Raw genomic sequence first — 20,222 nt, forward strand, 5'->3', positions numbered from 1 at the left:
CGCCGAGCCGTCCTCTGGATCGGCAGCAAGCGAGTCGAGCGGCGACTCAATCCTGCAGGTGTCGGGCCGCGATGATCGAGGCGGCGGTGCGATTCTCGACGCCGAGCTTGGCGTAGATGCCCTCCAGGTGCTTGGTCACGGTGCGGTGGCTCAGCCCTAAGATCTCGCCGATGTCGCGGCTCGATTTTCCCCGGGACAGCCAGAGCAGCACCTCGGCCTCGCGCCCGGTGACCGGGAGCCGCGCCCGCAGCCGCTCGACCGCGCCCGAGCCCTCCTCGCGCGACAGGCGCAGCAGGATCTCGTCCGGGGTGCGGCCGATGAAGCTGAGCGTGTAGGCGGTGCCGTCGGGGCCGGTGAGCGTCAGCGCGTTGGCCGAGGCCCCGGCGAGGCAGCCGCGCAGCCAGTCCCGGGCGCGGGCGGGCAGTTCGAGGGCGCCGGCCGGGTCGGCGCCGAGCCCGGCGAGCAGGCGCCCGGCCTGCGGGGTCGACCACAGCACCGCCCCGGCCTCCGAGACGGCGAACAGGGTGCGCCCGGCGGTGTCGAGGGCGGCGCGGGCGCTCTGCGCGGCCCGGGCGCTGGCGAGGTGCACGCGGATCCGGGCCAGGATCTCGTCCGGGGCGATCGGCTTGGTGACGTAGTCGATCCCGCCGGCGCTGAGCCCCTTCACGATATGCTCGGTCTCGCTGAGCCCGGTCATGAAGATCACCGGCACCCCGGCGAGCTGCGGCTTGGCCTTGAGCCGCCGACAGGTCTCGAACCCGTCCATGCCCGGCATCACCGCGTCGAGCAGGATCACGTCCGGGGTGATCTCGTCGACGAGCGCCAGGGCGAGGTCGCCGCCCACCGCCACCAGCACGGTGGCGCCCGAGCGCTCGATCGCCTCGGTGAGGAAGCTCAGCGTGTCGGGCGAATCGTCCACGACCAGGACGACGTCGCGGCTCGGCTGGTTCGTCGGCGCCTCAGCCATGGCGGGCGAGTCCTTGCAGGACCGAGAGGTAGCGGCGCAGGTCGTAGCCCTCCACCAGCCCGCGCATCTGGGCCACGAAGGCGGGCGGCACCGTCGAATCGCCCTCCATCTGGGCGAGCTTGGCCTCGATCGCCCGGATATGGCCGATCCGGCCGAGGCGCAGCAACTCGCCGACATGCTCGGGCCCGGGATGGCCGATCTCGGCGAGCGCCGGGGCGGGCTCGCGCAGGGCGGGCGTCGCCGCGTCGGTCCATTCGAGGTGCAGCAGCTTGCCGATCCGCTCCAGCACGTCGCGCAGGTCGAAGGGTTTGGCGAAGATCGCGTCGTGGGGGGCGTCGTCGCCGCGCACGGGGCTGATCTCGTGGACATTGGCCGACATCATGGCGATCGGCCCGGTATGCCCCTCCGCCCGGAGCGTCGCGGCGGCGGCCCAGCCGCTCATTCCCGGCATGGCGATGTCGAGCAGGATCAGGTCGATCCCGCCCCGGGCCACCGCCGCCAGGCATTCCGGCCCCGAGCCGGCCTCGAGCACGGAGATCCCGTGCGGCTCCAGGATCGCCCGCATCAGGGCCCGGTGGGCGGTGTCGTCGTCGGCCACCAGGATCGTGCGGCGGGCGCCGGCATAGGCCCGCTCCGGCGCGGAGGCCGGGGCCGGCAGCACGATCGGGGCGGGCTGCGCGACGGAGGCCAGCATCAGGCGCAGCCGCGCCTGGGTGCCGCCGCCGGGCGCCGCCGCCACGGTGATCTCACCGCCGAGCAGTTGCGCCAGCAGGTCCGCGATGGTGAGCCCGAGCCCCGTCCCCGGGGTGCTGCGGGCGGCCGGGGTCGAGCCCCGCTCGAACGGCTGGAAGATCCGCGCCAGATCCGCCTCCGGGATGCCCGGGCCGGTGTCGCGGATCGTGAACATCGCGATCTGGCTGCGATAGCTCAGGTCCAGCGTGACCGTGCCGGAGGGCGTGAACTTGATCGCGTTGGACAGGAGGTTGAGCAGCACCTGGCGCAGGCGCTTCTCGTCGGTGGCGACCACCGCGGGCAGGATCTCCGGCCGGGAGAACCGGAATTCGAGGCCCGCCTCCCGGGCCTGGAGCCGGACCATGTCGACCAGCTGATCGAGGAACTCGGTCAGCCGGACCTCGTCCCGGTGGATCTCGAGCCGCCCGGCCTCCATCCGCGAGATGTCGAGGAGGCCGTCGATCAGGCCGGACAGGTGCTGGGCGCTGCGCCGGATCACCCGGATTCCGTTGAGGCGCTGGGCGGGGATCGCGGGGTCGGATTCGAGGAGCTGGGCGTAGCCGAGCACGGTGGAGAGCGGCGTGCGCAATTCGTGGCTGATGCCGACGACGTAGCGGCTCTTGGCCTGGTTGGCGGCCTCGGCCCGCTCCTTGGCCTCCTGCAGCTTGGCGTCGGTGAGCTTGTGGGCGGCGATCTCGGCCTCGTAGAGCGCGGTCTGGCGCATGGTCTCGGCCTGGGCGACCCGCCGGCTCTCCTGGGCGAGCACGAACAGCCACGCGACCACGCCGAGGATCACCACCAGGATGAAGAACACGCTGGTGAGCGCCGTGCGCAGGACCGCCCGATGCTCGGGATGCGCGATGGTCGCCCCCGCATGCACGATCCCGAGGATCAGGCCGATCACCGCGCAGAGGGTCAGCATGACCGCGAGGTAGCGCCCGAGCGGCGCGCCGATCCAGGCGGCGGTGCGGCCGGGCAGGATTCGGCCGAGCGTCTGCTGTGCCTGAGCCTCCAGCCGGCCGTGCGGCTTGCACAGGTCGCCGCAGCGGGCGTCGAGCGAGCAGCACAGGGAGCAGATCGGGGCGTCGTAGGCCGGGCAATGGGCCATGTCCTCGCCCTCGAACGGCAATTCGCAGACCCGGCAGGTGACCTCGCCCGCCCCCCAATCCCGCTTCGGAATCCGGGCGAGGTACCAGCGGCCGCCCGTCGCCCAGGCGATCACCGGGGCCGTCGCGAAGGCTGCGGCCAGGGTCAGGAGCGGCGCGAAGGGCTGGAGCGCGTGGCCGAGCAGGCCGGCATAGGCGAGGCCGCCGAGGGCGAGCGCCAGCGCCATGGCGCCGGTCCCCACGGGATTGATGGCGTAGAGATGCGCGCGCTTGAACTCGATGCCCTCGGGCGAGAGCCCGAGCGGCTTGTTCACCGCGAGATCCGCGGCCAGCGCCCCGACCCACGCCGAGACCACGGAGGCGTAGAGCGGCAGCGTGCTCTCGATGGTCTTGTCGATGCCGAGCTCCATCAGGAGCACCGCGATGGCGACGTTGAACACCAGCCAGACCACCCGGCCCGGATGGCTGTGGGTCAGTCGGGAGAAGAAGTTCGACCACGCGATCGAGCCGGCATAGGCGTTGGTCAGGTTGATCTTGAGCTGCGAGACCAGGACGAACAGCCCGGTGAGCAGGAGCGCCGCCCGGCCGCCCTCCCCGGTCACGTAACCGAACGCCACCGCGTACATCCGGGTCGGCTCGGCGGCGTGCTCGGGCGGGACGCCGTGCCCGAGCGCCAGGACCGCGAGGCCGGCGCCGAGCAGGATCTTGAGCATGCCGGGCACGATCCAGCCGGCGCCCCCCGACAGCACCGCCAGCCACCAGCGCCAGTCGCATTCGCCCGCCGGCTCGGGGACGAAGCGCAGGAAATCGACCTGCTCGCCGACCTGGGCGAGCAGGGCCAGCAGCACACCGGTGGCGAGCCCGAACCGGCCGATGTCGAAGGCCGCCCCGCCGCCGTCGAGGCCCGGGAACGCCGCGAGCGCGTGAAGCGGCGCGGCGCCCTGGGCCGCCACGAAGACCAGCGGCAGCAGGCTCAAGGCCACCCAGAGCGGCTGCGTCCAGATCTGGAATCGGCTGATCAGCCGGATGCCGTAGACCACCAGCGGGATCACGGCGGCGGCGCAGACGAGGTAGCCGATGCCGAGCGGCAGCCCGAAGCAGAGCTGCAGCGCCAGCGCCATGATCGCCGCCTCGATGGCGAAGAACAGGAAGGTGAAGCTCGCGTAGATCAGCGACGTGACCGTGGAGCCGAGATAGCCGAACCCGGCGCCCCGGGTCAGCAGGTCCATGTCGAGCCCGTAGCGGGCGGCATAGACCGTGATCGGCGCCGCGGTGGCGAAGATAATCAGGCCGACGACCAGCACCGCCGCCAGCGTGTTGGGGAAGCCCGCCGTGAGCGCCAGCGTCCCGCCGATCGCCTCCAGCGCCAGGAACGAGACCGAGCCGAGCGCCGTCTGAGCGACCTGGAAGCCGGACCAGCGCCGGGCCTTCTTGGCGGTGAAGCGGAGGGCGTAATCCTCCAGCGTCTCGTCGGCGACGAAGCGGTTGTAGTCCCGGCGGATCGGGATGATGCGCTGGGGACCGCTCATCGCAGCCCGGTCCGGCGCATGGGGCTTCGTCCGCGCGCGCGCGCGCGGACACACTCCGCCGCCCGGGCGCCGCCCACGCTCTCCGCCCTCGCTTCCAACGATCCCTCAGACTTCTGCGCCGCGATGGTGCGCCCGATGCAAGAGAACGGCCATACGCAAAACATCGTATAGGCCGTAGCGTAGCCGAAGACCTAGCCTGGACTGGTCGATCCGGGGCCGCCTCTCGAGGCCCGGACGCGAACCAGGGCAGGCACGATGGCTGACGACACCGAGACCGGCGCGACGAACGGCTTGCGCTCCCCGCTGCGGCGCAGGCTGCTGATGGGTCTGGCCGGCGCACCGGCCCTCGCCCTGATGCCCCGCGGCGCCTGGGCCGCCGCGCCCACCTCGGCGGTGAACACCACCGGGCTCGCCGTGACCGACACCGAGGTGACGGTCGGGATCCTGCACTCGGTCACCGGCACGATGGCGATCTCCGAGACCGGCGCCCAGGAGGCGGAGAAGCTCGCCATCGCCCAGATCAACGAGGCCGGCGGCGTGCTCGGCCGCAAGATCAAGATCATCCAGGAGGACGGCGCCTCCGACTGGCCGACCTTTGCCGAGAAGGCCAAGAAGCTTCTCGTCAACGACCATTGCGCCGCCGTGATGGGCTGCTGGACCTCGGCCTCGCGCAAGGCGGTGCTGCCGGTCTTCGAGCAGTATAACGGCCTCCTGTACTACCCGACTTTCTACGAGGGCCTGGAGCAGTCCAAGAACGTCTTCTACACCGGCCAGGAGGCGACGCAGCAGATCCTCGCCGGGCTCGACTGGGTCCACAAGGAGAAGGGCGGCGACAGCTTCTACTTCATCGGCTCGGACTACATCTGGCCGCGCACCTCGAACAAGATCGCCCGCAAGCACGTCGAGAACGTGCTCAAGGGCAAGGTGGTCGGCGAGGAATACTTCCCGCTCGGCCACACCCAGTTCAATTCGGTGATCAACAAGATCAAGCTGACCAAGCCGAAGGTGATCTTCACCGACGTGGTCGGCGGCTCGAACGTGGCGTTCTACAAGCAGCTGAAGGCGGCCGGCATCGACCTGTCGAAGCAAGTGCTGATGACGATCTCGGTCACCGAGGACGAGATCGACGGCATCGGCGGCGAGAACATTGCCGGCGCCTATGCCTGCATGAAGTACTTCCAGTCGATCGACAACGAGAACAACAAGGCGTTCGTGGCCGCCTTCAAGAAGATGTGGGGCGAGAAGACGGTCATCGGCGACGTCACCCAGGCGGCCTATCTCGGCCCGTTCCTGTGGAAGATGGCCTGCGAGAAGGCCGGATCCTTCGACGTCGACAAGGTGGTCGCGGCCTCGCCGGGCCTGGAATTCAAGGGCGCGCCGGAGGGCTACGTCAAGATCGACGAGAACCATCACCTCTGGTCGAAGACCCGGGTCGGCAAGGCCAAGCCCGACGGCCAGTTCGAGATCGTCTACACCAGCCCGGAGCTGATCAAGCCGGATCCGTTCCCTAAGGGCTACCAGTAGCCCCAGGCCCGCACACAGTCCGCGCCGCCGCTCACCGGATGGAACGCGGGTCCCCTCTCCCGTGCGGGAGAGGGACACGGTGAGGGACCAGGTCCTTCCGGAGAAGGCACATCCCTCACCCCAACCCTCTCCCGAACGGGAGAGGGAGTCCGTCGCGGACTTCAGAACCGGCACCGAACAATCCGCTCGGAGGACGCTCGCCCTCCGCCCCGATCTGCAGCGGAAGACAAAGACATGCTCGGCGACTACTCCCTCGGCGACCTCGGCGCGATCTTCGCCATGCAGGGTTTTGCCGGCCTGATCCTGTTCTCGGTCTACCTGCTGATGGCGCTGGGGCTGGCGATCATCTTCGGGCAGATGGGCGTGATCAACATGGCCCACGGGGAGTTCATGATCCTCGGGGCCTACGTCACCTATCTCTGCTCGGCCTTCTGCCAGAGCTACCTGCCGGCCCTGTTCCCGGTCTACTTCTTCGTCGCGATGGGGCTGGCGTTCCTCGCCTCCGGGGCGCTCGGCATGCTGGTGGAGTGGAGCCTGATCCGGTTCCTCTACAAGCGCCCCCTCGACACCCTGCTCGCCACGTGGGGCCTGTCGCTGATCCTGCAGCAGGCCTACCGGTCGATCTTCGGGGCCCGCGAGGTCGGCGTCGAATTGCCGTCCTGGCTGATCGGCTCGGTGCAGGTCACCGACACGATCGAGATCCCGGTCAACGGCCTGTTCGTCATGGCGGTGACCATCCTGATCACCGTGAGCGTGGCCCTGCTGATCTTCCGCTCGCGCTTCGGCCAGCAGGTCCGGGCCGTGATGGCCAACCGCGCCATGGCGGGGGCGGTGGGCATCGATACCGAGAAGGTCGATCGCTACACGTTCGGCCTCGGCTGCGGCATCGCGGGCGTCGCCGGCTCGGCCTTCACGATGATCGGCTCGACGGGGCCGACCTCCGGCCAGCTCTACATCGTCGACACCTTCCTGATCGTCGTGTTCGGCGGCGCCGCGAGCCTCTTGGGCACCATCGCGTCGGCCTTCTCGATCTCCCAGACCCAGTCGACCCTGGAGTTCTTCCTCTCCGGCTCGATGGCCAAGGTGATCACCCTGCTCGCGGTGGTCGGCATCCTGATGTTGCGGCCGCAGGGCCTCTTCACCCTCAAGGTCCGGCGCTGAGGATTTCCCGATGACCAATCCGGTCCAGACCCTGACCAAGTCGGTCACCGTCAACGACAACCCGTTCATGAAGCCGGTGGAGTGGCTGAGCCTGCTGCTGCTCGCCGGGGTGATCCTGGTGGTCCTGCCACTCGCCCTCGACGGCTTCCGCCTCAACCTCGTCGGCAAGTACCTGACCTACGCCTTCGTGGCCCTCGGGCTGGTGATCTGCTGGGGCTATGCCGGTATTTTGTCCTTAGGCCAGGGAGTGTTCTTCGGGCTCGGCGGCTATTGCATGGCGATGTACTTGAAGCTCGAAGCTTCGAGTGTCGAAAATACAAAAATTCAGTCGACTCCGGGCATCCCGGACTTCATGGACTGGAACCAGATCACCGCGTTGCCGTGGTTCTGGCAGCCGTTCAAGAGCCTGCCGCTGACGCTGATCCTGGTGGTGGCGGTCCCGGTCCTGTTCGCGCTGATCATCTCCTACGCGATGTTCAAGCGCCGGGTCGGCGGCACCTATTTCGCCATTATCACCCAGGCGATCGCCGCGATCCTGACGATCCTGATCGTCGGCCAGCAAGGCTATACCGGCGGCATCAACGGCATCACGGATCTGCGCACCCTCCACGGCTGGGATATCCGCACCGACCACGCCAAGGTGATCCTGTACTTCGTCAACGGCGGCCTGCTCATCGCCTGCATCCTGGCGGCGCAATACGTGAAGAAGTCGAAGCTCGGCCGGATCCTGGTCGCCATGCGCGACAAGGAGGACCGGGTCCGGTTCTCGGGCTACTCGGTGGCCGGCTTCAAGGTCTTCGCCTTCTGCCTGGCGGCCGGCTTCGCGGCGATCGGCGGGGCGATGTTCACCCTGCAGGTCGGGTTCATGTCCCCGTCCTTCGTGGGCATCGTGCCCTCGATCGAGATGGTGATCTACGCCGCCGTCGGCGGGCGCCTGTCCCTGTTCGGCGCGGTCTGGGGCACGCTCTTGGTCAACTGGGCCAAGACCAGCTTCTCCGAGAGCTTTCCCGATCTCTGGCTGTTCGGCCTCGGCGCCCTGTTCATCGCGGTGGTGCTCGCCTTCCCGAACGGTCTCGCCGGCATCTGGCGCGAGCAGATCGAGCCGCGCCTGACCCGCCGGGTCAAGGGCCTGCGCGCGCCCCCGTCCGCCATCGCCCCGCCCCACAGCGCCCCGGCCGAGTGAGAATGTCATGAACGCCGCGATCCTCTCCTCCCCCGTGGTCGGCGCCGAGGCGGCTCCGCCCGACTACCTCCTCGCCGTCGAGGCGCTGACCGTCTCGTTCGACGGCTTCAAGGCGGTCAACGACGTGTCGTTCTACGTCGACCCGGACGAGATCCGGGTGATCATCGGCCCGAACGGCGCCGGCAAGACCACGGTGCTCGACCTGATCTGCGGGCGCACCCGGGCCAGCGCCGGATCGATCAAGTACAAGGGCCAGGAGCTGACCAAGCTCACCGAGAGCGCGATCGTGCAGGCCGGGGTCGGCCGCAAGTTCCAGACGCCGTCGATCTACGACGACCTCACGGTGTTCGAGAACCTGGAGATCTCGTTCCCCCGCGGGCGCTCGGTGTTCGGCGCCCTCACCTTCAAGCGCGACGCCGAGGTCCGCGACCGGATCCACGAGATCGCGCAGACGATCTTCCTGAAGGACCAGCTCAGGGAGCGGGCCGAATTCCTGAGCCACGGCCAAAAGCAGTGGCTCGAGATCGGCATGCTGCTGATCCAGGATCCGGAGCTGCTGATGCTCGACGAGCCGGTGGCCGGGATGAGCGTCGGCGAGCGGATCAAGACCGCCGAGCTGCTCAACCAGATCATCAAGGGCCGCTCGGTGCTGGTGATCGAGCACGACATGAAGTTCGTCGAGGACATCGCCCACCGGGTCACCGTGCTCCACCAGGGCAAGGTCCTCTCCGAAGGCTCGATGGAGCGGGTCAAGAACGACCCGAAGGTCATCGAAGTGTATTTGGGACATTGACGATGGCGTCGCTCCAGACCGCGCACCCGCCCCTCGCCAAGGCGCCCCCGCGCGTCGCGATCCCGGACGTGGCCCCGGCCCTCGACGTCCACGACCTGCACGCCGCCTACGGCCAGAGCGAGGTCCTGCACGGGCTGACCTTCTCAGTGGCGCCCGGCGAGATCGTCGCCGTGATGGGCCGCAACGGCATGGGCAAGACCACCCTGATGAAGACCCTGATGGGCCTCGTGCCGGTCAAGTCCGGGGCGATCCGGGTCGAGGGCGAGGCGGTGGCCGGGCTCAAGAGCCATGCCCGGGTCGCCAAGGGCCTCGCCTACGTGCCGCAGGGCCGCATGATCTTCTCGACCATGACGGTCCAGGAGAACATCGAGACGGGCCTGACGGTCACCGGCGCCCGCAAGGTACCGCAGGACCTCTACGACATGTTCCCGGTCCTGCTCGAGATGAAGGGCCGGCGCGGCGGCAACCTGTCGGGCGGCCAGCAGCAGCAGCTCGCCATCGCCCGGGCGCTCGCCAGCCGCCCGAAGGTGCTGCTGCTGGACGAGCCCACGGAGGGCATCCAGCCCTCGATCATCCGCGAGATGGGCCGGACGCTGAAGAAGATCCGCGACGACCGCGGCCTCTCCATCGTGGTCTCCGAGCAGGTCCTCAGCTTCGCCCTCGACGTCGCCGACCGGGTGATCGTGATGGAGAACGGCGCCATCGTCCACGAGGCGCCGCGGGACGGCATCGACGAGGCGGCCGTCGCCCGGTTCCTGTCGGTGTGAGGATCCGCCGGCTTCGACGCCAGCGAAGGCAATGCCCGGTCCCGGGTCGGACGCGGGTCCCCTCTCCTGAGGGAGAGGGACAGGGTGAGGGGCGTGCCCTCTCCGGAGGGTTCTCCTCCCTCACCCCAGCCCTCTCCCGAACGGGAGAGGGGGCATGTCGCGCCGGACAATCCCGTGCGGCCGTCCGTGAAGACTTGGCAATCAAGATCGCAGCAGGGAGTGATAAAAAATGCCCGAGACGCTGATCAAGGTCGATCTCACGCAATCGGCCTACGACAACGACATGGTGCACAACCGCTGGCACCCGGACATCCCGATGGTCGCCTACGTCAAGCCGGGCGCGGACTTCATCGTCGAGACCTACGACTGGACCGGCGGCTTCATCAAGAACAACGATTCCGCCGACGACGTGCGCGACATCGACCTGTCGATCGTCCACTTCCTCTCGGGCCCGATCGGGGTTGAGGGCGCTGAGCCGGGCGACCTGCTGGTGGTCGACCTACTCGATATCGGCGCCAAGCCCGAGAGCCAGTGGGGCTTCAACGGCTTCTTCTCAAAGAAGAACGGCGGCGGCTTCCTCGACGAGCACTTCCCCCAGGCCCAGAAGTCGATCTGGGACTTCGAGGGCATGTTCACGAAATCCCGCCACGTGCCGGGCGTGCGCTTCCCCGGCCTGATCCATCCCGGCCTGATCGGCTGCCTGCCCGATCCGAAGATGCTGGAGACCTGGAACACCCGCGAGAAGGCGCTCTACGACACCAACCCAGACCGCGTGCCGGCGCTCGCCACCCTGCCCTTCGGGCCGACCGCCCATATGGGCCGGCTGACGGGCGAGGCGAAGGACGCGGCCGCCGCCACCGGCGCCCGCACGGTCCCGCCGCGCGAGCACGGCGGCAATTGCGACATCAAGGATCTGTCCCGCGGCTCGAAGATCTACTTCCCGGTCTACGTGCCGGGCGCCGGGCTCTCGATGGGCGACCTCCACTTCAGCCAGGGCGACGGCGAGATCACCTTCTGCGGCGCCATCGAGATGGCCGGCTGGGTCCATCTCAAGGTCGAGCTGATCAAGGACGGCATGGCGAAGTACGGGATCAAGAACCCGATCTTCAAGCCGTCGCCGATCACGCCCAAATTCGACGATCACCTGATCTTCGAGGGCATCTCGGTCGACGAGCACGGCGGCCAGCATTACCTCGACGTGCACATCGCCTACCGGCAGGCCTGCCTCAACGCGATCGAGTACCTGAAGAAGTTCGGCTATTCGGGCGCGCAGGCCTACTCGATCCTCGGCACGGCGCCGGTGCAGGGGCACATCTCGGGGGTGGTCGACATCCCGAACGCCTGCGCGACCCTGTGGATTCCCACCAAGATCTTCGAGTTCGACATCAATCCCGGTGCCGACGGACCGACCAAGTTCCTCGACGGCTCGATCCAGATGCCGCTCTCGCCGGATCTCTGATCTGCCGCCGGTCACGGACGCGACCTGCCCCCTCTCCCGCACGGGAGAGGGAACCCGCGCCCTTACATTTCGCCGGGAGCCTCGAAATGCCCGTCTACGATTACGCCTGCACGGCCTGCGGGCCGTTCACCGCCATGCGGCCGATGGCGGAGTTCAAGGATCCGCACGCCTGCCCGGATTGCGGGGAGGCCTGCCAGCGGGCCTTCCTCACCGCGCCGCGGATCTCCGGCATGGATGCCGGGCTCAGGGCCGCCCACGCCACCAATGAGCGCAGCCGGCACGCGCCCCGGCGCTCCTCGGGCCATGGCGCCGGCTGCGGCTGCTGCGCGCCGAAGAAGACGAATGCGGCCCCCGCCGCGGCCAAGAGCTTCCCGAGCGCACGGCCCTGGATGATCAGCCACTGATCCCCCTCCCCCGCCGCGAACTTGCGAACTCACACGCTCACGAACGCGGCGCCGGTCCCCACTCCCGTGCGGGAGAGGGACAGGGTGAGGGGGGCGACCTCTCCGGACGGAGCTGATCCCTCACCCCAACCCTCTCCCGCACGGGAGAGGGAGCCCGTCGCGGCCTTCACCGCTCGAGTGAGGGCACGGTGCCCCTGCGGCGTAAAGAAACGGCGCGTTGAGAGCCTAACAGCGGAAGGACATCACGCCATGATGCACGGAGACATCTCGTCCAGCCAGGACAGCGTCGGCGTCGCCGTCGTCAACTACAAGATGCCGCGTCTCCACACCCGCGCCGAGGTGCTCGAGAACGCCAAGGCAATCGGCAAGATGATCATCGGCATGAAGACCGGCCTGCCCGGTCTCGACCTGGTGATCTTCCCCGAATATTCGACCCACGGCATCATGTACGACGCCGCCGAGATGTACGAGACCGCCTCCTCGGTGCCGGGCGCGGAGACCGAGGTGTTCGCCGCCGCCTGCCGGGAGGCCAAGGTCTGGGGCGTGTTCTCGCTCACCGGCGAGCGCCACGAGGAGCACCCGAACAAGGCGCCCTACAACACCCTGATCCTGATGAACGACCAGGGCGAGATCGTTCAGAAGTACCGCAAGATCATGCCCTGGACGCCGATCGAGGGCTGGTATCCGGGCGACCGGACCTACGTCTCGGACGGGCCGAAGGGCCTGAAGATCAGCCTGATCATCTGCGACGACGGCAATTACCCGGAGATCTGGCGCGACTGCGCCATGCGGGGCGCCGAGCTGATCATCCGCTGCCAGGGCTACATGTACCCGGCGAAAGAGCAGCAGATCGTCATCTCGAAGGCGATGGCGTTCGCCAACAACACCTACGTGGCCGTGTCGAACGCCGCCGGATTCGACGGCGTCTACACCTATTTCGGCCATTCCGCGATCATCGGCTTCGACGGGCGGACGCTCGGCGAGTGCGGCGAGGAGGAGATGGGCATCCAGTACGCGGCGCTCTCGAAGTTCCTGATCCGCGATTTCCGCGCCCACGGCCAGTCCGAGAACCACCTCTTCAAGCTGCTGCACCGCGGCTATACCGGCATGATCAACTCGAAGGAGAACCGGCACGGGATGTCGGAATGCCCCTACGAGTTCTACCGGCGCTGGATCGAGGATCCCGACGGAACCCGCGACGCCGTTCGGGCCATTACCCGCCAGAGCGTCGGCACCGAGGAATGCCCGATCGAGGGCATCCCGTTCGTCGGCAAGGGCCAGGGCGCGCCAGACCCGGTCCGATGATTTCCCCCGGCCCGCTCCCGTCTTCGGGCGCAGGCCGGCGCAACGCCCAGGACCCCCATGGACACCACGCCCCTCGACCCGACCGCGTTCCGCAGCCCCGCCGTGCTGCTGTCCGGCCCGGTCGATTACGACATGTACAAGGAGTTCCGCCGCCAATTCGCTGCGGCCGCCGAGCGCGACCTCGTCGTGATCGAACTCTCGACGCTGGGCGGCGACCCGGAGGTCGCCCGGATGATGGGCGAGGACATCCGCTACCACACCGAGACGAGCCCGGAGCGCCGCTTCGTCTTCCTGGGCAAGGCCGCGATCTACTCGGCCGGCACCACCTTCATGAGCTTCTTCGCCCGGCCGAACCGCTACCTCACCCGGGGCACGCGGCTGATGATCCACGAGCGCAAGATGAACAAGCAGCTTCAGGTCCAGGGCCCGCTGACCACCTGCATCGCCTCCGTGAAGGCAACCCTGCACGAGATCGAGTGCTCGATCGTGATCCAGAACGAGGGCTTTGCGAACCTCATCCAGGGCTCGGACGTGAGCCTCGACGAGGTCTTGGAGAAGGCGCCCGCAAATTGGTACCTGGAGGCGCAGGAGGCGAAGCGGCGGGGCCTGATAGAGGCGGTGATCTGAGAGCTCTTGTCCGCGATCGCGTCACGGGATGCGAGCTCGGCCAGCAAGACGGAAGTCCACAGCCCACACCGTCATTGCGAGCGCAGCGAAGCAACCCAGGGACGCGCCAGGTACAACAATCGCGCGCCGCCCCGGGGTCGCTTCGCTGCGCGCGCGATGACGGCTCGGGGCGAGCGATCCGTCCCGAGCCGTATCGATCCTGACCCAACCGCGATGTTGCGGTCGCGGCTAACTCACCCCTCCGGGTAATCCGCCCCCAGGCTGGTCTCGCGCCACGCCTCGATCTCGGCCAGGCGCTGCTTGAGCCGGCTCGTCACCGCCTCGTAGCCCCAGGCGCCGAGCACGAGGTGGCGCGGCGGGTTGTCGAGTTCGGTCACCCGGATCATCGCCTCGCCGGCGCGGATCGGATCGCCGGCCTGGGTGCCGCTCTTCTCCGCCGTGGCCTTGAGGCGGGCGCCCGCGGTCTCGGCGTAGTCGGGGATCGTGCTGGGCGTCTGGATCAGGGACCGGCCGGCCCAGTCGGTCCGGAACGGGCCCGGCTCGATGCAGGTGACCTTGATGCCGAGCGGCCCGGCCTCGGCGGCCAGCGCGTCGGAAAAGCCCTCCACAGCGTGCTTGGTCGCCGCGTAGTAGCCGGAGGCCGGGAAGCCGACCAAGCCGGCCACCGAGGTCGCGTTCAGGACATGGCCGGCGCGCTGCGCCCGCATCAGGGGCAGCACGGCGCGGGTCAAGGCGAACAGGCCGAACACGTTGGCATCGAACTGGGCGCGGATCTTGTCCTCCTCGCCCTCCTCGACCGAGGATTGGTAGCCGTAGCCGGCATTGTTCACCAGCACGTCGATCCGCCCGAACTGTTTCGATGTTTCTCTCACCGCCCGGGCGATCTGGCTCGCATCCGTGACATCCAGCGCCAGGGCCAGGACCCGGTCGGTCGCGCCCTCCGCCAGGTCGGCGACCTTGGCTCGATCCCGGGCCGTCACCACCGCCCGCCAGCCCCGGGCGATGACCAGCTTGGCGAGCTCCCGGCCGAAGCCCGTGGAGCAGCCGGTGATGAACCAGACCGGTTGGGTGTTTGGCATGGGATCCGTTCCGTCGTGATCAGGGCGTCGCCGCCGGCTCGGTCAGCGTATCGATCGACAGCAGGTAGGCAATCAGCGCATCCTGGTCCCGGCGCGAGACGCCGGTGCCGGCATCCGCCCAGTAGGCGTGCCCCTCGCCGGTAACGCGCGCGATCCGCGCCGTATCCGAGGCTTTGTTCGCAGCGACGACCTTTGCCCGCAGGTCCCGGTCAACCAAGCTGCGCAGGCTATTCGACGGATCGGGGGCGATACCGCGCGCGAGCGTGCCCGGAACGCCCAACTGAGTCGCCGGATCGGGGCCGACCGCGATCCCGGAATCGTGCAGGTAGGGCGCCGTCCAGGCCAAGCCCACGAGGTTCGGAACCTTGTAGCCGCCTTCGGTTCCCCCCTGCCCCCAGGCGAGTTGGACCTGGGCGAGCGTGTCGCCCGCGAGCGGCACCGGGACGATCACCGGGTCGGCGGGCAGCGGGAACGGCGTGTCGGTGGCGAACAGGCTGGGGGCCGAGAGTCGCGCCTCCATCTTGGCGCCGGCCCTGGCCCGGGTCGGCTCGGTGCCGATCTCCGCGGCCGGAATGATCCGGTGGTTGGTGAGCGCTGGCCCGGAATGGCAGCCGCCGCAGCCGGCCTTCTCGAACACCGCGCGCCCGGCCTGCAGCGTGGCGGAATCCCGCTTGGCAGCGGGCGGGTGGAGCAGATTCTGGAACGCCGACATGGCGTTGTTGGCGTGGTTGACCGGCTCCCCGGGCACCGAGGTGAACAGGCCGTTGTCGGTCACGTAGTTGGTCGCCGGATAGGTCGGCAGCACCGCGTAGCTGTTGAGCCCCGGCGCGGCCGGCGTGGGGTCGACGCTGCGCAGCACCTCCGAGGGCGTCCAGGACCCGCCGGACCGGTACCGGAAGGATTCGGTCGCCGCCCCGCGCAGGACGATGCCGAGATAGGTCTCCGCATCCATACCGAACAGCCAGGGTGCGGCGGCGGCGAGCTGGGTCGTATCGGAATTGGCGGCGTGGACGTTGTTGTTGAGCGAGGACAGGCCCGCGAACGGCCCGACGGCCTCGCGCCCGCTCCAGCTATAAGGCTCACCATGGGCCGAGAAACTCGACGGGATCGAGGTCGGGTTGGTCACCCGGTCGGCGGAGGAATCGAAGCTGCCCGGCGGCCAGCTCGCCACCTGGACCTTGGTGGCGGCCTCGACCGCCTCGGCGTCCGGCAGGGCCGGCCCTTTGCCGGTGGAGCCAGTATGCTCGGGCTCGGTCGCGGGCTTGGCGTCGGCCTCCGGCACGCTGGCATGCATGAAGTAGGCGGAGGAATTCCTGGCCAGCGCCATCAGCAGCCCGGCATTGAGATCGGTGTTGGGCGCCCCCTCCACGACCTTGCCGGTCCCGGGATCGACCGCGGCGTGGCACAGGGCGCAGGTGATGCCCATGCGCAGGTGGCCGCGGTCGGAGAAGGTCTTGATCCCGATGATGAAGGCGCCGCCCTTCGGCACGTCGAGACCGGTCGGGACCAGCTCGCCCGTGCGGTAGGTCCGATCACCGATGCGGACGTCGCGCGCCAGGGCGACCTGAAGGTTGGTTGTGCCCTGCCCGCCGAGCTTAGCTACCGCCAGCGCCACCGCGGTGGGCGTCAGCCCGCCGTCGAGCATGCCCATCACGTCGGTGAGGAAGACCTCGTTGCCGAACGTCTCCTGGTAGAAGGCCTGCCGCCCGCGCTCGACCATGGCGGGATCGATCGCCACCGCGCCGCTGGCCGCCGAGAGCTCCTTGCGACCCGCCTCGGTGGCGTTCAGCCGATCTGCCTCCGCGCGCGAGACCCGGCGCCCGAGGACGTCGAAGGCGGTCTGGATCGGGTAACGGTCCGGGTTGAGCAGGTCCGCCCGGTCCGGCATCGGCGCGTAGCTGAACCGGCCGAGGCCGAGCGTGGCACCGGCCGCGACGGTCGCGAGGCCGGCGGTGACGAGGATGCGGCGGGACCAACCCATGGATCGTCTTCGATAGCCTCGGCCCGCCACCCGGCAGGCATGCGGGGATCGACGGCCGGCGATCAACGGCGATTCGCCGCCGAGGTTCACGCCGTAAGGCGGGACTGGCTGTCACGGTTTCGACAGTGGGCGACGGGGGCCGGATACGCGTTGGCCTTATCCAGCGCGGCCGCGTAATTTTTCTGACCTCACACCAAAGACTTTTTCAGCAGCATTGTCGGCTGATTATGCGTTAGCATGGTGTAGCCGACCTGCATTGACTGCAATGCCGCAAATCTTTGCTGCAGCGCACCCGCGATGACAGGCGAAACGTCGCTGATCGGGCAGCTGGAATTATTCCAGCGCCGGGCGGCCGGCCGATAACAGGTTCGGGGACGGCCGGCGCCGAGGCCGGCCGGACATCCGGGCCGGAGGGAGGATCGTGGGCTTCATGAGGAAGAACAAGGTCATCACGGCGGACGAGGCGATCGCGCTGATCCGCGTGAACGACGTCGTGACCACCACGGGCTTCGTCCAGAGCTGCATCCCGGAGGCGCTGCACGCCGCCCTGGAGAAGCGCTTCGTCGAGACCGGATCGCCCCGCGGCCTGACCCTGATCATGACCGCGGGCGCGGGCGACAGCAAAGGCCTCGGCACCGGCCGCCTGCATCACGACGGCCTGCTCGCGCGGGTGATCGCCGCCAATTTCGGCCGGATGCCGAAGGTGGCGCAGGCCGCGCAGAACAACCTGATCCGCGGCTACAACCTGCCCCAGGGGGTGATCTCGCAGCTCTACCGGGCCTGCGCCGCAGGCCAGCCCGGCCTGTTCTCGAAGGTCGGGCTGCAGACCTATGTCGACCCGCGCCACGGCGGCGCCAAGGTCAACACCCTGACCACGGAGGACATCGTCAAGCTGGTGGAGGTCGATGGCGAGGAGTGGCTGTTCTACACCGCCACCAAGATCGACGTGGCCTTCATCCGCGCCACCTCGGCCGATCCGTCGGGCAACCTGTCCTACGAGAAGGAGGCGCTGACCCTCGATTGCCTGGCCCAGGCCATGGCGGCCCGCAACAACGGCGGCATCGTCATCGCCCAGGTCGAGCGCATCGTCGACGACGGCTACCTGCTGCCCAAGGACGTGCGCGTCCCCGGCATCCTGGTGGACTGCGTGGTGGTCGCCGAGCCGGAGATGCACCGGATGAATTACGGCGTCATGCACGACGCCGCTCTGGCCGGCGAGATCCGCGTCCCCGTCACCGGCATCAAGCGGATGCCGCTCAACGAGCGCAAGATCATCGCCCGCCGGGCCGCCTTCGAGCTGCCGCCGAACGGCGTGGTCAATCTCGGTGTCGGTGCGCCGGAGGGCATCTCGTCGGTGGCCAACGAGGAGAAGATCACCCCCTACATCACGCTCACCACCGAGGCGGGTGCGGTCGGCGGGGTGCTGGCCTCGGGATCGAGCTTCGGCGCAGCGACCAACGCCGACTGCATCATCGACCAGAACCAGATGTTCGACTTCTACGACGGCGGCGGCCTCGACATGACCTGCCTCGGCATGGCCGAGTGCGACGCGGCCGGCAACGTCAACACCTCGAAGTTCGGCGGCAAGCTCAACGGCTGCGGCGGCTTCATCAACATCTCGCAGAACGCCCGCACCGTGGTGTTCGCCGGCACCTTCACGGCGGGCGGGCTGGAGATCGCCGTCGATGACGGCGTGGTCCGGATCGTGAGCGAGGGCCGCGCGCGCAAGTTCGTGACCCAGGTCCAGCAGAACACCTTCTCGGGGCCCTACGCGGTGGAGCGGGCGCAGCCGGTCCTTTACGTGACCGAGCGCTGCGTCTTCCAGCTTACCGCCGACGGGCTGGAGCTGATCGAGGTGGCGCCGGGCATCGACATCGAGCGCGACATCCTCGCCCACATGGATTTCAAGCCGGTGGTGCGCAATCCGGTGCCGATGGACCCGCGCATCTTCCGCGACGAACCGATGGAGCTGCTCTCCGATCTGCTCAATCTCGATCTGGCCTCGCGGATCAGCTACGACGGCGAGCGCAACATCCTCTTCATCAACCTCGAAGGCTGGTATTGCCGGGTGAAGAGCGACATGGACGAGCTGCGCATGACCATCGTCGAGGCCTGCCGCAAGGCCGGCCAGCGGGTCAACGCCGTGATCAACCACGACGGCTTCCGGCTCAACGAGAACCTGATCGACGATTACGCCGGGATGATCCAGTATCTCCAGGCGAATTACTACGCGACCACGACCCGCTACGTCACCAGCGCGTTCCTGCGCCTGAAGATGGAGGAGGCGCTGACCAAGCGCGGCGTCGCCCCTCACGTGTTCGAGCGCAAGGAGGAGGCCCAGGCCTTCCTCGGCAGCACCGACAAGAAGGCGCGCAAGCGGATCTCCCCGGCGGTCGCCTCGGCGGCTTAGGGCATCGAGGCGTCAGCATCTTGATCGAGGCCTCTGTCTGATCCCACCTCCTCCATTCCAACCCCCTCATCCTAAGGTGACGGAGCGCAGCGGAGGCCTCGAAGGAGGCCTCCAGGGATCGCGCGGCTGCCGGAGGGCTCCTTCGAGGCTTGCGCTACACGCAAGCTCCTCAGGATGAGGTCGAGGGGTAGATGCTCGCTCGCCAAACAGTCCCTAATACCCCCGCCCGGCATCGACGCCCTGCGGCGGCTGCCCGGTGCTGCGGTATTCCCGCAGGTTGGCGGCCACGGTCGCGGCGGCCGAATCCATGTCGGTGGGGCCGGAGATGTGCGGCAGCACGGTCACGCCGGGATGGGTCCAGAGCGGCGAGCCGGCCGGCAGGGGCTCGACATCGAACACGTCGAGCACGGCATGAGACAGGTGGCCGGCATCGAGCGCCGCGATCAGGTCTGCGGTCACCACGATCGGGCCCCGGGCGAAGTTGATCAGCGCCGCCCCGGGCTTGAGCGCCGCGAGCCGGTCGGCATTCACGAGGCCGCGGGTCTCGGAGGTGAGCGGCACGAGGCAGACGAGGATGTCGCAGCGCCCGAGCATCGGCGCGAGGCCGTCCGCCCCGTGGACGGTCTCGATCCCCGCGATGGTTTTCGGCGTCCGGCTCCAGCCGGTGACGGAGAACCCCGCCCCGGTCAGCCGCTCCGCCGCCGCGGTGCCGAGCGCCCCGAGGCCGAGCAGGCCGACATGGGTATCGGCGGGCTTGCGATAGGGATGCGGCTTCCAGACCCGCTCGCGCTGCTGGCGGGCATAGGCCGGCATGTCGCGCTGAAGGTAGGTGGTCCAGGCCAGCACCGCCTCGGCCATGGCGCGGGCCATCTCGCGGTCGACCAGACGGACGATCGGCAGCGGCCGGTCGAAGGCGCCGACGAGCTTTTCCACGCCGGCCCACAGGCTCTGCACCCAGACGAGGCCCGGCAGCGCGGCGACCTCGGCGGGATCGGGATTTGCCACGATGGCGACCTGCGCCTGGGCGCGCTCGGCCTCGTTCATGGTGCGGAACGGGACGAGCCGCTCACCGGGCAACGCCGCCGTGAGGATCTGCAGGTACTCCGCCTCCTGGGCCGGGCCCTTGCACCCGACCAGCGCGACAACCTCCGCCATCCTCGAACTCCGTACGCGTCCCGGGCCACGCCCGCTCAGG

Annotated in this window: 15 protein-coding genes; 10 read left to right on the forward strand and 5 right to left on the reverse strand. The window is 68.7% G+C overall.

From position 1 onward, the window contains the following. Positions 1–46: 46 nt before the first annotated feature. Together BMZ47_RS15085 and BMZ47_RS15090 are read right to left on the reverse strand one after the other, a co-directional pair. Positions 47–967 (reverse strand): response regulator transcription factor, encoded by a 921-nt coding sequence (locus BMZ47_RS15085; RefSeq protein WP_091863239.1) that lies wholly within the window; start codon positions 965–967, stop codon positions 47–49. Then, the gene (locus BMZ47_RS15090; protein WP_091863240.1) at positions 960–4,334 is read right to left on the reverse strand and encodes a hybrid sensor histidine kinase/response regulator; all 3,375 of its coding nucleotides are present in this window, start codon (positions 4,332–4,334) and stop codon (positions 960–962) included. Before BMZ47_RS15090 ends, BMZ47_RS15085 begins: the two co-directional genes overlap by 8 nt. A gap of 255 nt (positions 4,335–4,589) precedes the next feature. Here BMZ47_RS15090 and urtA point away from each other — a divergent pair, with 255 nt between their 5' ends. From urtA to BMZ47_RS15135, 9 genes are all read left to right on the forward strand, one after another. Beyond that, positions 4,590–5,858, forward strand: coding sequence for an urea ABC transporter substrate-binding protein (urtA, locus tag BMZ47_RS15095; protein ID WP_007566368.1), 1,269 nt, complete (start codon positions 4,590–4,592; stop codon positions 5,856–5,858). Between the two features lie 234 nt (positions 5,859–6,092). Further along, positions 6,093–7,019 carry an urea ABC transporter permease subunit UrtB gene (urtB, locus tag BMZ47_RS15100; protein ID WP_007566366.1) on the forward strand — a complete coding sequence of 309 codons (927 nt, stop codon included), beginning with the start codon at positions 6,093–6,095 and terminating at the stop codon, positions 7,017–7,019. A 10-nt stretch (positions 7,020–7,029) separates the two neighbouring features. Next, positions 7,030–8,202 carry an urea ABC transporter permease subunit UrtC gene (gene urtC, locus BMZ47_RS15105; RefSeq protein ID WP_091863241.1) on the forward strand — a complete coding sequence of 391 codons (1,173 nt, stop codon included), beginning with the start codon at positions 7,030–7,032 and terminating at the stop codon, positions 8,200–8,202. Between the two features lie 7 nt (positions 8,203–8,209). After that, positions 8,210–8,995, forward strand: coding sequence for an urea ABC transporter ATP-binding protein UrtD (gene urtD, locus BMZ47_RS15110; RefSeq protein WP_091863242.1), 786 nt, complete (start codon positions 8,210–8,212; stop codon positions 8,993–8,995). A gap of 2 nt (positions 8,996–8,997) precedes the next feature. After that, complete coding sequence (urtE, locus tag BMZ47_RS15115; RefSeq protein ID WP_244536823.1) at positions 8,998–9,762, forward strand: urea ABC transporter ATP-binding subunit UrtE; 765 nt, start codon at positions 8,998–9,000, stop codon at positions 9,760–9,762. Positions 9,763–9,991: 229 nt separating this feature from the next. Then, positions 9,992–11,221, forward strand: a complete 1,230-nt coding sequence (gene fmdA, locus BMZ47_RS15120) for a formamidase (protein ID WP_091863243.1) — start codon at positions 9,992–9,994, stop codon at positions 11,219–11,221. Between the two features lie 86 nt (positions 11,222–11,307). Next, positions 11,308–11,625 carry an FmdB family zinc ribbon protein gene (locus tag BMZ47_RS15125; RefSeq protein WP_091863244.1) on the forward strand — a complete coding sequence of 106 codons (318 nt, stop codon included), beginning with the start codon at positions 11,308–11,310 and terminating at the stop codon, positions 11,623–11,625. 249 nt (positions 11,626–11,874) lie between these two features. Then, positions 11,875–12,930, forward strand: coding sequence for an aliphatic amidase (locus BMZ47_RS15130; protein ID WP_007566355.1), 1,056 nt, complete (start codon positions 11,875–11,877; stop codon positions 12,928–12,930). 57 nt (positions 12,931–12,987) lie between these two features. Next, positions 12,988–13,557, forward strand: a complete 570-nt coding sequence (locus BMZ47_RS15135; RefSeq protein WP_007566353.1) for a ClpP family protease — start codon at positions 12,988–12,990, stop codon at positions 13,555–13,557. A 233-nt stretch (positions 13,558–13,790) separates the two neighbouring features. Here BMZ47_RS15135 and BMZ47_RS15140 read toward each other — a convergent pair whose 3' ends face one another. Together BMZ47_RS15140 and BMZ47_RS15145 are read right to left on the reverse strand one after the other, a co-directional pair. Next, a complete protein-coding gene (locus BMZ47_RS15140) occupies positions 13,791–14,636 on the reverse strand; it encodes an oxidoreductase (RefSeq protein ID WP_091863245.1) in 846 nt (281 codons plus the stop codon). Positions 14,637–14,655: 19 nt separating this feature from the next. Next, positions 14,656–16,617, reverse strand: coding sequence for a cytochrome C oxidase Cbb3 (locus BMZ47_RS15145; protein WP_091863246.1), 1,962 nt, complete (start codon positions 16,615–16,617; stop codon positions 14,656–14,658). Between the two features lie 430 nt (positions 16,618–17,047). Here BMZ47_RS15145 and BMZ47_RS15150 point away from each other — a divergent pair, with 430 nt between their 5' ends. Next, positions 17,048–19,027, forward strand: a complete 1,980-nt coding sequence (locus tag BMZ47_RS15150; RefSeq protein WP_091863247.1) for an acyl CoA:acetate/3-ketoacid CoA transferase — start codon at positions 17,048–17,050, stop codon at positions 19,025–19,027. A 213-nt stretch (positions 19,028–19,240) separates the two neighbouring features. Here the strand turns inward: BMZ47_RS15150 and BMZ47_RS15155 are convergent, their stop codons facing one another. Then, the gene (locus tag BMZ47_RS15155) at positions 19,241–20,182 is read right to left on the reverse strand and encodes a 2-hydroxyacid dehydrogenase (protein ID WP_091863248.1); all 942 of its coding nucleotides are present in this window, start codon (positions 20,180–20,182) and stop codon (positions 19,241–19,243) included. Positions 20,183–20,222 lie beyond the last annotated feature (40 nt).

The sequence above is a fragment of the Methylobacterium brachiatum genome, assembly GCF_900113845.1.
In the GTDB taxonomy this organism is placed as follows: domain Bacteria; phylum Pseudomonadota; class Alphaproteobacteria; order Rhizobiales; family Beijerinckiaceae; genus Methylobacterium; species Methylobacterium brachiatum.